Annotated in this window: 8 protein-coding genes; 4 read left to right on the forward strand and 4 right to left on the reverse strand. The window is 49.3% G+C overall.

Going from position 1 to position 14748, the window contains the following annotated elements; all coding sequences use genetic code 11:
- Nucleotides 1–16: 16 nt before the first annotated feature.
- Nucleotides 17–3217 carry a SusC/RagA family TonB-linked outer membrane protein gene (locus HGH92_RS09645; RefSeq protein ID WP_168870517.1) on the reverse strand — a complete coding sequence of 1067 codons (3201 nt, stop codon included), beginning with the start codon at nucleotides 3215–3217 and terminating at the stop codon, nucleotides 17–19.
- A gap of 328 nt (nucleotides 3218–3545) precedes the next feature.
- Between HGH92_RS09645 and HGH92_RS09650 the strand changes: the two genes are divergently transcribed.
- The gene (locus HGH92_RS09650; RefSeq protein WP_168870518.1) at nucleotides 3546–6047 is read left to right on the forward strand and encodes a bacterial transcriptional activator domain-containing protein; all 2502 of its coding nucleotides are present in this window, start codon (nucleotides 3546–3548) and stop codon (nucleotides 6045–6047) included.
- A gap of 353 nt (nucleotides 6048–6400) precedes the next feature.
- On the opposite strand, the gene HGH92_RS34145 is transcribed toward HGH92_RS09650, so the two are convergent.
- A complete protein-coding gene (locus HGH92_RS34145) occupies nucleotides 6401–7324 on the reverse strand; it encodes a helix-turn-helix domain-containing protein (RefSeq protein WP_168870519.1) in 924 nt (307 codons plus the stop codon).
- A 165-nt stretch (nucleotides 7325–7489) separates the two neighbouring features.
- Between HGH92_RS34145 and HGH92_RS09660 the strand changes: the two genes are divergently transcribed.
- Both HGH92_RS09660 and gyrB read left to right on the forward strand, forming a co-directional pair.
- On the forward strand, nucleotides 7490–9172 hold the full coding sequence (locus HGH92_RS09660) for a hypothetical protein (protein ID WP_168870520.1): 1683 nt from the start codon (nucleotides 7490–7492) through the stop codon (nucleotides 9170–9172).
- Between the two features lie 123 nt (nucleotides 9173–9295).
- Entirely contained in the window at nucleotides 9296–11275 is a 1980-nt protein-coding gene (gene gyrB / locus HGH92_RS09665; RefSeq protein ID WP_168870521.1) for a DNA topoisomerase (ATP-hydrolyzing) subunit B, read from the forward strand.
- Between the two features lie 77 nt (nucleotides 11276–11352).
- On the opposite strand, the gene HGH92_RS09670 is transcribed toward gyrB, so the two are convergent.
- Together HGH92_RS09670 and HGH92_RS09675 are read right to left on the reverse strand one after the other, a co-directional pair.
- Nucleotides 11353–12570 (reverse strand): tetratricopeptide repeat protein, encoded by a 1218-nt coding sequence (locus HGH92_RS09670; protein ID WP_168870522.1) that lies wholly within the window; start codon nucleotides 12568–12570, stop codon nucleotides 11353–11355.
- A 2-nt stretch (nucleotides 12571–12572) separates the two neighbouring features.
- Complete coding sequence (locus tag HGH92_RS09675; protein ID WP_168870523.1) at nucleotides 12573–13901, reverse strand: ATP-binding protein; 1329 nt, start codon at nucleotides 13899–13901, stop codon at nucleotides 12573–12575.
- A 300-nt stretch (nucleotides 13902–14201) separates the two neighbouring features.
- On the opposite strand from HGH92_RS09675, the gene HGH92_RS09680 reads away from it, so the two are divergent.
- Nucleotides 14202–14663: a hypothetical protein gene (locus HGH92_RS09680; RefSeq protein WP_168870524.1), complete on the forward strand. Its 462-nt coding sequence runs from the start codon at nucleotides 14202–14204 to the stop codon at nucleotides 14661–14663.
- Nucleotides 14664–14748: the final 85 nt, after the last annotated feature.

Raw genomic sequence — 14748 nt, forward strand, 5'->3', positions numbered from 1 at the left:
CGTTTAGCAATGATGATCAAAGCGTGACACTAATTCCCAGCGTGAAACTTTTGAGGATGGGATAGTTGTTCCCGTTACCGGAGTTGCCGGAATCGGTGACAGTGTCGGAGCGGCCAATGCTTTCCACATCGAGGTCACGGGTGATGCGGTACATCGGCGACCAGGACCAGAGGTTTTCAGCAGAGAGGAATACTCTTGCGGCATTGAGCTTCGCCCTTGAAATCAGCGCCTTAGGCAGATTGTAGCCGATCTGTATATTTTTCAGACGGATATAAGCCACATTCTGCAGGTACTTTGATTGTTGTGCTTTCAGCTCTCCGGCGCCATTCTGGGCCACATAACCACGGTAGCGCGGGAAGTAAGCATCTTGATTATCTTCAGACCAGATGTTGCCGATCTGGGATTTAGGCATATAGTTGTAAGGCCTGTTGTACTGTCCCCAGAAAACATCTGACTCTGCACCTGGCCACCAGTCTTGTTTTCCAACACCCTGAAAGAAAACGCTGAAGAAGATATTGTTCCAGTCGGCGCTGAGGTTGATGCCATAGGTATAGTGTGGCAGCGAGTCGCCGATGATGGTCATATCACCATGATCGCTTAAGGTATTAGCGCCGTTGTTAATGATACCGTCGCCGTTGAGGTCTTTGAATCTGATATCACCAGGCAGCCACTGGCCGGAGTTGGAAGCTTTAAAAAGCGCTTGTGCCTTCGCAGCTGCGGCCACATTGTCTTTGGTCCAATAGCCATCATTTACATAACCCCATATTTCACCCACTTTCTTACCGGCATACCAGTCGGTCAGTTTATTGTTGGTATTATTGTATTTGGTGATGGTAGCGCTGTAGTCGGCCAGTGTGGCGTTAACGCTGTAGTGCAGCGGTTTGGAGGCCACGTTGAACTGATCGCGCCAGCCGAGGGCTATTTCCCATCCGTTGGTTTTGAGATCGGCATAGTTGCCTTTAGGCACATCCGTACCAAAAACGGCAGGCAATGTCTGGCCAACGGTAAACATATTTTTAGTAATCCGCGTATATACGTCACCGGTAAAAGTGAGGCGGCTGTTCAGTGCGGCGAGGTCCAGGCCGAGGTTGCGCGTTGTGGATGTTTCCCAGGTGAGGCCGTCAGGCAATACCACCGGCTGTGACGTCTGTTGCGGGCGCACGCCATTGATTACTCTGCCGGATTGTTTGATCTCCAGCTTCTCCTGGAAAGCATATGATTTGATATTACCATTACCGAGAGAACCATAAGACCCCCTGATTTTCAGATCAGAAACCGCTGTTTCCGGAATATGCCAAAAGGCTTCTTTGGAAAGGCGCCAGCCGCCGGAAACAGAAGGGAAGAAAGCATACCGCTGGCTGGAAGGAAATTTCGACGAGCCGTCGTAGCGGCCATTCACTTCCAGCAGGTAACGGTCTTTATAGGAATAGTTCAACCGGAAAAATTCACCCATAATAGCCCAGCGCTCATAACCGCCGGCGGTGGCTATATTGGTGCCCAGTGCCAGATTCAGGTCTTTAGCATCGCTGTACACGAGGCCGTTGCGGGTAGTGGAAAAACCTTTATAGGTGGACTGCTCGTAGTTGAAACCTGCCATTGCCTTGAAATAATGGTCGGTGCCAAAGCGGGTTTCATATTCTGTATAAATATTAGAGGCCAGATAAAGCGTGTTATAATTGCTCATCATGAGATCATTATAACCAAGACCTACATAAGCGATAGCTCCCGGCGCATTGCTATAGGGAACGGGAACGCGTAAACGCTTCTGGTTATCGGCAGTGTTCTGCACGGTGAAGTCGCCTTTCAGTCGCAGCTTGTCTTTATAGATGTCTGCTGAAAATCCGGTCGTATTTCTGAACACCTGCTTGTTGAGGTCTACACCATTTTTACCGTAGAAGAAATCGCCTACCGTATAGGCAGCTGTGTAGGTGAGGGTGCCATCAGGATTGAAGAGCATGGAAGACGGATGGCCTTCATCTGCCAGGTTACGCCAGATGCCGCCGCCTTCGCCCACGTTGAGCGGATTGTGGTAGTCTCTGCTGGAAAACTCGGTGCTGTTGTAGATGTTCAGGAAAGGGAACAGCTGAATATTTCCTTTTGCACGCAGGTTGTACATCTTGTAATCATCAGAATTAAAACGGAACAGTCCGTCCTGACCATAATACCTGCCGGTAATATAATAACTGGCTTTACCGCTGCTACCCGAAACGGAGAGGTTATGTTCTGCAGCGCTGGTGTGGTTTTTATACAATAAGCCATACCAGTCGGTATTACCATAATATTCATAGTTGCCCGCAGCATTGACGATAGTCTTGGGCAGAGCGGGATTTTCAGCACGTTCTTTCAGCGCGGCCAGATAGGCCTGTGAGAAAGGTTGTGTTTTATTGATATTCTGGGGCACCTGGGAATAATCATTCCAGGCAGTCCAGGCTTCATTGAAGTTTTTAGCGTATTCATAACCGTCCGTCACTACATTAGGTACTGTAGTAGGTTTTTTCAGGGAGTAGTTGGTGGAGTAGGTAACGCTTAATTTGTCTTTTGCCGGTGTTTTGGTGGTGAACAGTACCACACCGAAGGCGCCACGCGCACCATAGATAGCGGCAGAAGCCGCGTCTTTAAGGACAGTAACGCTGGTCACGTCAGCAGGATTGAGCATGCTCGGGTCGCCTTCCACGCCATCGATCAGTACCAGTGCGTTTCCCCCCTGTCCGATGGAAGTGATACCACGGACATTATAGGCCGGGGCCTGTGTGGGCTTACCATCGCCCGGCACGAGGTTCAGGTTGGGCACTACGCCCTGCAGTCCCTGGCTCAGGTTAGGCAACGGACGGTTTTCCAATGCTTTGGCGGATACCTGGGTAACAGCACCTGTCAGGTTTACTTTTTTCTGGGTGCCATAACCCACTACCACCACGTCACTCAGGGAGGACACATTGGTTTTCAGCGCAACCTGAATAAAGGTTTGATTGCCTGCCGCCACAGTATCCGGGCGATAACCGACGAAACTGAAAATCAGCCGGGAGCCGGCCGGGGCATTTAATGAAAAATCGCCTTGCGGGTTGGTACTGGTACCGGACGAGGTGCCCAGCACTTTTACCGTTACACCCGGCAATGGCTGCCCACTTTCATCCAGCACCCTTCCCTTCAGCGGAAGGGTTTGTGCCGAACTGCCGTAAGCATAAGACAACAGCAATAGCATGTATAACCATCTTTTCATGGTGACATTCTGTAATTTGATGAACAGGAGTTAATTATCACGCTGCAAGTAAGAAAGAGCGGGTTAACAGGCGGATTAATTGGGGATTAACGGCCGTTATTAACAGAAAAAAAGCAGCGATTAAATTATGAAATGCGTGTTTTATCTATTAAATTAACACTAGAGAAGTTTCTTAAAGCAAAGTTAACTTCCATATCAGAAATTTCTAGCGATTAGATTTTAATTTGCCACGTTATAGAAAGCCGGTCTGTCCCGCTTCTTATTAGAACAAATGAAAAAAAGACTTACAGGATTTGTAAGGTAGCCTATGTACAGATATATAGTCTTTTTGATCATATTAATATCACTTGTTGTAGCCGGCAAGGCACAGGAGGGGTATGGCCTGGCATTCGCCAGTAAAAACATTGCCCAGGAAGATCGCACTTCACTGGACCTTACACCGGAAAAACCTGTCCAGGTGAAAGGCAGTTACAGCCTGTCTTTCGATCTTTCCTTCCAGCCTTTTTTCCGATCGTACTTCGGCTATGTGTTCAGGATAACCGATGAAAAGCGCCAGAATATCGACCTGATATATAATGTCCGCACAAAAGCATTTTATGTGGTCACGGGCAACTCATTTTCCGGCATTACCTTCTCTATCGGCCCTGACAGCCTGTTTCACCAATGGAACACCATCCGGCTGGACGGTAACAATGAAGCACATACGTTAGCCGTTACCGTCAATGGGAAACAGGTAGGCATTGCACGCAGTCCCGTTATTTCCGGCAGCATGCTCCGGATCTGCTTCGGCGCCAATTACCGCAAGGCCTTCCGGACGTTTGACCTGCCACCCATGCGGCTGAAAGATATACGGCTGTTTGCCGGCAACAGGTTACAGCATCACTGGCCACTGGACCAGACTGATGGCTTTACCGACAAAGATCTCGTCACCGGGCAAACAGCGCAGGTCAAAAATCCGGTGTGGATGCGGCCTGCATTTACTACCTGGCATAAAGCCGATTCCTTTATTGTAAAAGGAAACGCCGGCATAGCGATGGACGCCGCAACCGGTACTATTTATATCACCAGCAATGACAGCCTTTACCGCTATTCCTGTTACACCCATCAAACAGTGGCACAGGCACAGGTCCCTCATATATCACCCCAAGGGCTACACGCTGTTTTTAATCCGGCAGACAAACAGCTTTACCAGCTGATGGCCGACAGCCAGCAGGTAGCGGTATGTGATACCGGCCGGCACACATGGGATAAAGCATTAAATCCACAGAACGTCACCAGCTATTGGCATTCCAATCTCTTTTTTTCCGCGTATGACAGCAGTGTTTATATCATAGGTGGTTATGGCGATTTCAGGTATAAAAACGAAGTACACCGCTATACGCCCTCACGCCATCAGTGGGAGCAGGTGGCCATGACAGGGGACACTTTCACGCCCCGGTACCTGGCTGCGCTGGGGCACAACGAAGCCGGCGATACTGCGTATATACTTGGGGGTTACGGCAGCACTACCGGCGATCAGCTACTGAATCCGCATAACCTGTACGACCTGGTATTGTTTGATGTAAAGCGCCGCACCTTCCGCTCCATCTACCGGTTGAAAGAGCCGGAAGAACAGTTTGCCTTTGCCGGCAATATGATCCTGAATACAGCGCAACAGGAATATTATGCCCTGACTTTTGCCAACGACCGGATGAACTCTTCCCTTCAGCTGATCAGGGGCTCCTTGAAAGAACCGGTATACACCGCGATGGCCACTCCTGTACCGTTTGATTTTTACGATATACGGTCGGCCGCGAGGCTCTTCTATACACCCGAAAATGATGAACTGACGGTAGTGACGTTGTTTTCCCTGAAAAACAATACCACGCAGGTACGTATTCATACTTTGCTGTTTTCGCCTTATGGCCTCGGCGCCCAGGCACCGGCCGACAGACCGGCGCCATTGTATCTTGTCAGAATTATGATAGCGATAGGCGTGGTGATTGCGCTGTTTTTACTGGCGCTTGGCATTGCAGCACTGAACCGCAGGAAAGCGACAGCGCCCGCACCTGTTGCCCCACCGCCAGTTACAGCTACAACTATCATCATACCCGCTGCAGCTCCTGTCGCCGCGGGCCATCATTCCGGTGTGCTGTTGTTTGGCCATTTTACGGTTACCGACAAAGACGGTAATGACATCACCCGCGCTTTCAGTCCTTTGCTGAAAGAGCTGTTTCTGTTGTTATATCTGCACTCATTGCCTGGCAGGGGTGGTATTTCGTCTGAAGAAATCAATGAGGTGCTGTGGCCGGGCAGGTCTGTAAAAGACGCAAAAAACAACCGTTCGGTTAATCTTGTCAAACTAAAAAACATACTTGATAAAACAGGTGCCTATACGCTGGCGAAAGACAATGAACGCTGGATTTTCCGGTTTGAAGAGCCGGCTGTACAGACAGACCTGGACCATTATTATCAGTTGTTACAGGAGGGTTCCGGTAATATCAGTGCATTGACAGCGCTATTGAAGCGGGGACCGTTCCTGCAAGGCACCGAATATCCCTGGCTGGATAAATTTAAGGCCGATATTGCCTCCCATAATATTGAGCTGCTGGGTCATTTCCTGGAAGAAAACCCCGATGCCGCTCCGGCATTTGTACTGGAAGTATGTGATTGTATGTTGCATGCCGACTCTTTGCATGAAGAGGCTGTGCGTCACAAATGCAGGGCATTGGTAGCACTGCGGCAGCATGCGGCGGCGCGCCATCTGTACGCATCATTTTTGAAAGAATACAAAAGCACTTACGGGGCTACTTATGAGGTGGAATATGCCGAAGCGATTGCCCATTGCTGAAAATTTAAAAGTCGCCCCACGGAGGTGAGGCGACTTTATAAAATCTGGTAAAAACTTCTCTGGCAATAACTTGTGTTCCCCTGGTGTTTGACAAAAAAACGCAAGTCTAAAATTTATGGCTTTACTCAATGTAATCACCAGAAAAGTTTCTTCCCATGGTCAAATCTAATAAGGAAGCTTTGAAGGTTCACAGATGGATATCTGTCCGTCGTTTTAACAGGTACAAAGTAACAGCGATATTTCCGGCTGCAGTTTTCAATTCGGGAAAAGAAATGATCAAAGCGGGAAATTGCAAAAAAAATGCTGATGGCGAAGGACCATCAGCATTTATATAAACTCTTTCTAATTGATAATCAACGAAGTAACAACTCACACGGTTTTAATCCTGTATGTTTTTTAAAGGCAGTGGAAAAGTGGGATATGCAGGAATAACCCATGAGCATAGCCACTTCAGACACGGACATGCCTTTTTCGTACAACAGGCCTTTGGCCTTTTCCATCCTTTCTTTCTGGAAATAGTCATAGATGGTGGTACCATACATGGCTTTAAAGCCTTTTTTCAGGTAACATTCATTCATGGCTACTTTGCGGGCCAGATCGCGGATGGTGATAGGGGAATCCAGTTGTTCCAGTAAGATACTTCTTGCTTTTTCAATTTTCTCCCGGTCTTCCAGGTGTGTGAGGAAGCGGCAGCCGTAGCGTTCGTCGGGATCGTTCTGCATGAACTGGTCTGAACTGTACAGCAGTAAGTCCAGGGCGCGGCTTTGCAGGAAGATGTTTTTCAGCATTCCTTCATAGTCATGATGTACCATCGTTTCCAGCACTGATTTGGATTTGGTGCAGGGCTGGATGGTTTTCACGAAAGGTTTGCGGGCCTGGTTCTCAAAGAGGGAGAACGAGGTGGTATTTTTCTGAAGCGACTGAATAAACGCTGGCTGGAACCTGACGGTGATAAGGTCTACCGAAGGGACCTTGTCTTTACAGGCTTCTTTGTTGCCTTCTGCACATAACTGGTCAGTGCAGGCGGGATTTTTACAATATTTGCTGCCGGCCACACAATAGCGAAGTTCTATTGCGGCGGACTGCCCTCTTTTAGCCGGCTGGTATACCACCATGGCTACGTCTTCCACCGGTAGCGGCTTGTCATAAACAAAGCGCTGCAATGTAAAGTCCAGGCAATCCGGGACAGTCACGCTATCCTGCTCCGCCAGCTGTAGCTGGTCGCTCATGGCGGGCTGCGGGATGGCTAATGCCAGTATTTCCTGAATTTCTTTCACTTTACCTGATGTTTTAAAACCGGGACAAATTTAACACTTCCAATTTTAATCAAATACATTTTGACAATACACTTACAAAGCATTCCTAACATAAGGAATAACTTTTACATATCTGGAGCAGTGTGGCAGCAATCAATTGGTATAAATTTCGTTTATTCATAACAGATGGAACACAGGAAAAGGAAATTACCCCGGATCATCAGGATTATTTTGACCGTATTGTCTATACTGCTGGTATTGGTATTATGTACAGGCTGGTATCTTAACCAACACTGGACCAAGCTGTTACGCAAGGAACTATCTGGTTATGTAACGGACCTGTCAGACAGTCTGTATACCGTACAATTCAAAGAGCTGCATCTTAATGTGCTTTCCGGCAGTCTGACAGTGGACAAAGCCGCCATGACGCTGGACTCAGCGGTATACAGGCGCATGCTGGCAGCCCACCGTGCGCCGGAAAACACCTACCTCATCAGTGTGGAAAAACTACAACTGCGTTACTTTAAACCGTGGCGGTATTTCACCAGAAAAGAGCTGAGCGCCGGAGAGCTGATAGTGACCGGCCCCAGTATTGTGATGGACCAGAACAGCACCGTCAGGGACACCACCCGGCCCCGGACAGCCTATGAGGACATATCTTCCAAAATGAAATCCATCTTCATCGGGCATTTACAGCTGGACAGCACCAATTTTAAATATGTGTTTACCCGGAAAGATTCCTCCCGTGTGATACACCAGTTCCATAACCTACGGGTAGGGGTAAACGATTTTTTGATTGATTCTGTAGCTTTGAACGATCCTACCCGTTACCTGTATGCCCGTAACTATGAAATCGGCATGCGGGACTATATGAACCGCACCCGCGACAGCCTTTACTGGATGTATGTGCGTAGTATCCGTTACGATGCGGCCGAAAGGACGCTGAACATCGGCCAGTTTGAGCTACAGCCCCGATACGATAAAACGCAGTTTCAGCAGCAGACTGGCGGTGTGCAGCAGGACCGTTATGAGCTGCAGTTCAATGATATAAAAGTACAGGAACTGGACCCGCGGCTGTTACTGCAGGAGCAGCAGGTATGGGCCCGGCGTATCAACATCGGCAATGGCCGGCTGCATATTTACCGGGACCGGACCTTACCAATGCCGCCGGGTGATAAACTGGGGCAGTTCCCCAACCAGGTGCTGCAAAAGCTGCATCTGCCCATAAAAATCGATACCCTTACCGGCAACAATGTGGAACTGCAATATGCCGAGTTAAGCCCTGTTTCCAGGCACGTGGGCCAGATCAACTTTAATCATGTCCATGCCAGGCTGACTAACATCACCAATATTGACTCCATGGTGGCCCGGAATAAGCATTGTATGGCCGATTTTGACGCTATTTTCATGCAAAGCGGCAAGCTGAGGGCCCATTTTGACTTTACGCTCAACAATCCGGCGGGCCAGTTCGCCGTGTCCGGACAGTTGAAAAATATGAACGGCAAGGAACTGAACAGTGTAACCCGGCCCCTGGGCATGATAGAGATACGGTCGTGCAACATCCGGGACCTGAATTTCAATATCCGGGGTGACGAGCGCAAAGCCGCCGGCAGCGTTACCATGTTGTATGACAACCTGAAAATAGCCATCCTGAAGCAGGACAAGGACCATAAAAACTACAGCCGTAAAGGGTTGATGAGTTTTGTGGCAAATGTGATGGTCATAAAAGACGGTAATCCCCTCCCGGGGGAGAAGGTCCGGGTGGCCAATGTGACCCATGTACGGGATGTTCAGAAGTCATTTTTTAACCTGGTGTGGAAAACATTATTTACCGGGGTGAAGGAGACCGCCGGGGCCGGAAAATTATAGGGGCAAAAAAGTGGTGTCCATCCCTCTCAAAAACAGCTATTCTTTTATGGAAATCAGGCGTTTTTTTCGTATTTTTGCATGATTGTCTACCGATTTTGTTTCTAAACGATTTTACACCAACATATGAGCGAAGAATTAGTGCAAGCAACCAGCCCCAGCAACGGATATGATGCGGGGAGTATTCAGGTATTGGAAGGACTGGAAGCGGTGCGCAAGCGTCCGGCCATGTATATTGGCGACATTGGCATCAAAGGACTTCACCACCTGGTATATGAGGTAGTTGATAACTCCATCGACGAGGCCCTGGCTGGCTACTGCAAAAATATCGAAGTAACGATCTGCGAGGATAACTCTATCCGGGTAAAGGATGACGGCCGTGGTATCCCCACCGGCATTCACCCCAAAGAAGGACGTTCCGCCCTGGAAGTGGTAATGACCGTGCTCCATGCCGGCGGTAAATTTGATAAAAACACCTATAAAGTGTCCGGCGGTCTGCACGGGGTGGGTGTCAGCTGCGTGAACGCACTGAGCAGCCGCCTGCATGTGACCGTACAAACTGAAGGTAAGCTGTTTGAACAGGAATACCACCGCGGTATCCCCCAATATGCTGTACGGGAAATCGGCGTAAGCGAAACTACCGGTACTACTGTACACTTCCAACCGGATGACGAAATATTCAAGGAAACGACCTACAACCGGGAAATCCTGGCCGGCCGTTTAAGGGAACTGGCTTACCTGAACCGTAAGATCCGTATCGTTCTGTCTGACGAACGTGAAAAAGACGAAGAAGGCAACATCTTCACTGAAACTTTCTATAGCGAAGGCGGTATCCTCGAATTTATCCAGATGCTGGATAAAAACGGTCGCCGTGCGCCGCTGCTGCCTGAGCCCATCTACGTAGAAGCCCACGACGCGGAATCCAACGTAGCCGTGGAAGTGGCTCTGGTATATAACGAAGCCTTCAGTGAGAATATCTTCTCCTACGTTAATAATATCAACACCATTGAAGGCGGTACGCACGTGGCCGGTTTCCGCCGCGCCATCACCCGTGTGTTTAAAGCCTATGGCGATAAAAACAAACTGTTTGAGAAATCAAAAGTGGAAGTGACTGGTGACGACTTCCGTGAAGGCCTCAGCGCTATCATCAGCGTAAAAGTGCCGGAACCACAGTTTGAAGGCCAGACCAAAACCAAACTCGGCAACTCCGATGTGATGGGCGTGGTGGACAGCTCCGTAGCTGCCGTACTGGATGCCTTCCTCGAAGAACATCCACGCGAAGCCAAACTGGTGATCAATAAGGTGGTGCTGGCAGCACAGGCCCGCGAAGCGGCCCGTAAAGCCCGCCAGCTGGTGCAACGTAAAAGCGTGATGACCGGCAGCGGCCTTCCAGGCAAACTGGCAGACTGCTCCGACAATGACCCTATGAAGTGCGAACTGTTCCTCGTCGAAGGTGACTCGGCGGGTGGTACTGCCAAACAAGGCCGTAACCGTAACTTCCAGGCCATCCTGCCGCTCCGTGGTAAAATCCTCAACGTGGAAAAAGCCATGGAACACAAGATCTACGAAGACAATGAGATCAAGAATATCTTCACTGCCCTGGGCGTAACCATCGGCACCGAAGAAGACGATAAAGCGCTGAACCTGTCCAAACTCCGCTATCACAAGCTGATCATCATGACGGATGCGGACGTGGACGGTAGCCACATCGCCACCCTGATCCTCACCTTCGTATTCCGTTACATGAAAGCCATGGTGGAACAGGGTTATGTATACATAGCACAACCACCGTTGTACCTCGTTAAAAAAGGCAAGGAACAAATCTACGCCTGGACAGAGGAGCAGCGTAAAGCCGCTACCATTCAACTGGCCGCCGGTGGTAAAGAAGACAGCGTAAACATCCAGCGTTATAAAGGTCTTGGTGAGATGAACGCAGAACAGCTGTGGGACACTACCATGGACCCGGAAAAACGTACGCTGAAGCAGGTGACCATCGAAAGCGCCGCTGAAGCAGACCGCGTATTCAGCATGCTGATGGGCGACGAAGTACCGCCGCGCAGAGCATTCATCGAATCACACGCGAAATACGCGAAAATCGACGCATAAGTTCATTATCAGTATAAAAAGAGAACGCCCATTGATACTATTATCAATGGGCGTTCTCTTTTTATATATTATTATGGCTATTCCCTGGAGATAATATAGTTGGCCAGCAACTGATACAGGAACACACCGATCAGCATAACGGCCACGAATATATTAGCATAATCGTTGGTGATAAATGCGAAGGTGATGCCCAACAGCCCTATAACCGCCAATACCAGGGTATAAATACGGAAGATTTTTTTGTTCTTTTTTGACTCCGGCGCATACATGCTGGAAACCGGCAACAGCAATACACCGGAACAGATAGCGACAGCCAGCAAGCCGGGAATGGCCGTGATCCAGTAGGCAGCTGCAGCCAACAACGCCACCAGCAGCAGGCAGCCTACCATGGTGGAAACCCTGATCTGCTGCGGTGTTAACGCGTAACGACCGTAAGGGTTCAGCCGCAGGAACAGGTTACTCACCGGTACTATCAGCCATGTGGACAATGCCGCCAGTGCCAGCAACACATATAACGGAAAGAACACTTTGCTGGCGATCTGTGTGAAAATAAAGATGCCGACAATGATCAGCCACTGCATGCCCGCCTTTTGCCTTCCCATAAAAAAAGCATAGTTCAGGAACTGGCGGTACAGCCAGTAACGGGCTTTCATTGCCTGTACCATGCCGCTCTTGGCCCATTGCTGGTTGGGGTCCAGTTTCAGCGATTCCCTGAAATGTTCCAGGGCTTTCCGGTGATCGCCGGCCTCCAGCCATTTCCAGCCGAGATTAGCATGGGTATAGGCATTTTCCGGATTATGTTCCAGCGCTTCGTGCAAATTGGAAAATGCCTCCTCTTTTTTGCCCAGGTTAAACAGCGCATTGGACCGCAGGTTGAGACACACCAGGTTCTCCGGGTCTATGGCCAGTCCTTCCTGTGCTTTTTGCAGGGCGCCCTGGTAGTCCTTTTTAAACAGCAGTATCTGGCTCCACATGCCGAAGTAATCAGCCTGGTAGGGATGAATGGCGACCGCCTCACTGATAGCCAGCAACGCTTCGTTGTACTGGTTTTTATTAAGTGCCAGCCGTGCTTTCAGGTACAGGAACCGGTCGTCGTCCGGAGCAAAGCTCAGCGCATTGTTGACTACCTGTTCCCCCTCTTCTGTCTTGCCCATTTCGAGGTAACAGATAGCCAGCAGGAAAAGGGCGTCGATGTCATTGGCGCTGGTGCTGAGATGTTGTTTCAGGGTGGTCAGCGCATCCTGGTAACGCCCTTGTTGCAGCAGTAACTGGGCACGCTGAATGAGTACAGCCATAGTTATTTCTTTATATCCAGGTATTTCAGCACATCGTCATACAGGCCGGCCTCGTTGGAATACAAGGCATAGTTGCGGGCAGTGTTGAACCATTCCCGTGTGGTAGCCTTATGTGTTTTGATGGCTTTCACCAGTTCTTTTTGTGATATAGGTTGTGGCACTCCTTTCTGTAATGCTTCGAGGAGCTTGTCTTCCACGGCGAGGTCCACGATCGCCTTCAGGTCGGCGCCGGAATAGCCGGCCGTTGCTTTCGCGAGGGCTTTATAATCCACGTCCGATACGGGTTTGTTGCGCAGTTGCAGCTTCAGGATGGATTCGCGGCCATCTGTATCGGGTGGCGCCACAAAGATGATGCGGTCAAACCGGCCGGGGCGGCGGAAAGCCGGGTCGAGGCTCCAGGGCGCATTGGTAGCGCCGATGATCAGCACATTTTCATTGTTTGCCGCGATACCGTCCATCTCTGCCAGGAACTGATTGATCAGGTGACTGGCACCGCTGTTGCGCATAGAAGTGCGGTTAGCGCCGAGCGCGTCCACTTCATCGAAGAAAAGCACGCAGGGTTTGCGTTGGCGGGCCAGTTCGAAGAGCGCATGCAGGTTCTTTTCACTGTTGCCGATCCACATGTCCAGAACATCGTGTATGCCTACGTTGATGAATTCCGCCTGTATTTGTCCGGCTGTGGCTTTGGCCAGATAAGTTTTACCGCAGCCCGGAGGGCCGTACAGCAAGATACCGCCGCCTGCTTTTTTGCCATAGGCTTTATAGAGGTCGGGGAATTGCAGCGGTTTGATGATTTTCAGGTCTATTTCCTGCTTTTCTCTTTCCATGCCGCCTACGTCGGAGAAGTTCATATCCGGTTTCTCCAGCGTGAAGACTTTATCCGGATCTTCCATAGAGTCGTCTTCCTCGTAGGAGGTGGCCGGCTGTTGTTGCGGCAGGCGGAACTGGGCATCGAGGGCTTCGTCGCGGAAGCCGGGATTGAGCTGCAACAGATGCTGATAAATCTCCTTTGCCGACTGGAGGGAGTTTTCCTTTACCAGTATGCGGCAGTGGAGCAGGAGCGCATCGAAATGGTCCGGCTCATGATGTTCCAGTTGTTCCAGTACAACTATAGCGGCAGAATATTTTTGCTGATGATAAAAGGTACGGGCCAGTCCGAGCTGGGCGGCGGTATGGTCCGGCGACAGTTCCAGCACTTTACGGTACTGTTCTTCTGCCTGCACATATTCATAATCCTGTAACAGCACCTGGGCCAGATGTAAGCGCAACGGCACATTCTCCGGTGAAAACTGCACGGCTTCCTGTAATTGTTTGACTACTTCCGATGACATAATGTGCTTTTAATAATGATAAATCCCGAGCAGTAATAATACGGAATTACCCTACAAAAATATTGTTAATATTGACTTTGCCGCCTTCCTTCCCACTGCCTGCACTCTATTTATTTATTAACATTTTATTTAATTTAATTTTTATTACATATATTGCACCTGAATTTATCCCTATGCCCGTATATTAACCGGTACACCTATTCCAACTTGAATGGCTGGCGGCAGCATTTCTGCCGGCCAATTCCCCGGTTTTCCTTATGCAGCGGCACAAATACAGGACAGCATTAAATAACAAAACATATGCGTTTGAAAATCTTCGTATGGGCCGTTGTCGCGATTATTACAGGAGCAGGACTTGCTGGCTGTTCCAAAAAGAAAGAAGCAACGCCTGAGGGCACTTTCACTTTCCGGGTAGGGGATGTTACCTACCATTCCAACTCTACACAGGGTTATATTTCCGATACCGTTATTGCCGGCAAAAAGACGCTGATAATAGATGGTGTCACCAACAATTTCACCAAACATATGGAACTGATGATCACTTTCCCCAATGGCCTTCAGGCCGGACAGTATGATCAAAGCGCTGGTGAAATGACGCTGATGGATATTCAGCAAAAAGAAGAGGGCTACATTACCAAAGCCATCTCCATCAAACTTGAAAGCATTAATAGTAAACAAGCGGAGGGTACCTTCTCCGGCACTTTAATTAGTGGTGAAATAGAAAAACCTTTAACGGACGGGACTTTCAAAGTCTATTTTTAAGCAGAAACCGTTTAAAAAAACAAGAGAAACCCTGTCTTTTGAGGCGGGGTTTTTTCGTAGATAACAGGCACAGGAATACGTTATT

Source organism: Chitinophaga varians (genome assembly GCF_012641275.1).
Lineage (GTDB): Bacteria > Bacteroidota > Bacteroidia > Chitinophagales > Chitinophagaceae > Chitinophaga > Chitinophaga varians_A.

What these genes read in the sequence shown, in the direction of transcription:
- HGH92_RS09645 (WP_168870517.1), bottom strand. Translation starts at nt 3,217, where the DNA reads ATGAAAAGATGGTTATACATGCTATTGCTGTTGTCTTATGCTTACGGC.
- HGH92_RS09660 (WP_168870520.1), top strand. Translation starts at nt 7,490, where the DNA reads ATGGAACACAGGAAAAGGAAATTACCCCGGATCATCAGGATTATTTTG.
- gyrB (WP_168870521.1), top strand. Translation starts at nt 9,296, where the DNA reads ATGAGCGAAGAATTAGTGCAAGCAACCAGCCCCAGCAACGGATATGAT.
- HGH92_RS09670 (WP_168870522.1), bottom strand. Translation starts at nt 12,570, where the DNA reads ATGGCTGTACTCATTCAGCGTGCCCAGTTACTGCTGCAACAAGGGCGT.
- HGH92_RS09675 (WP_168870523.1), bottom strand. Translation starts at nt 13,901, where the DNA reads ATGTCATCGGAAGTAGTCAAACAATTACAGGAAGCCGTGCAGTTTTCA.
- HGH92_RS09680 (WP_168870524.1), top strand. Translation starts at nt 14,202, where the DNA reads ATGCGTTTGAAAATCTTCGTATGGGCCGTTGTCGCGATTATTACAGGA.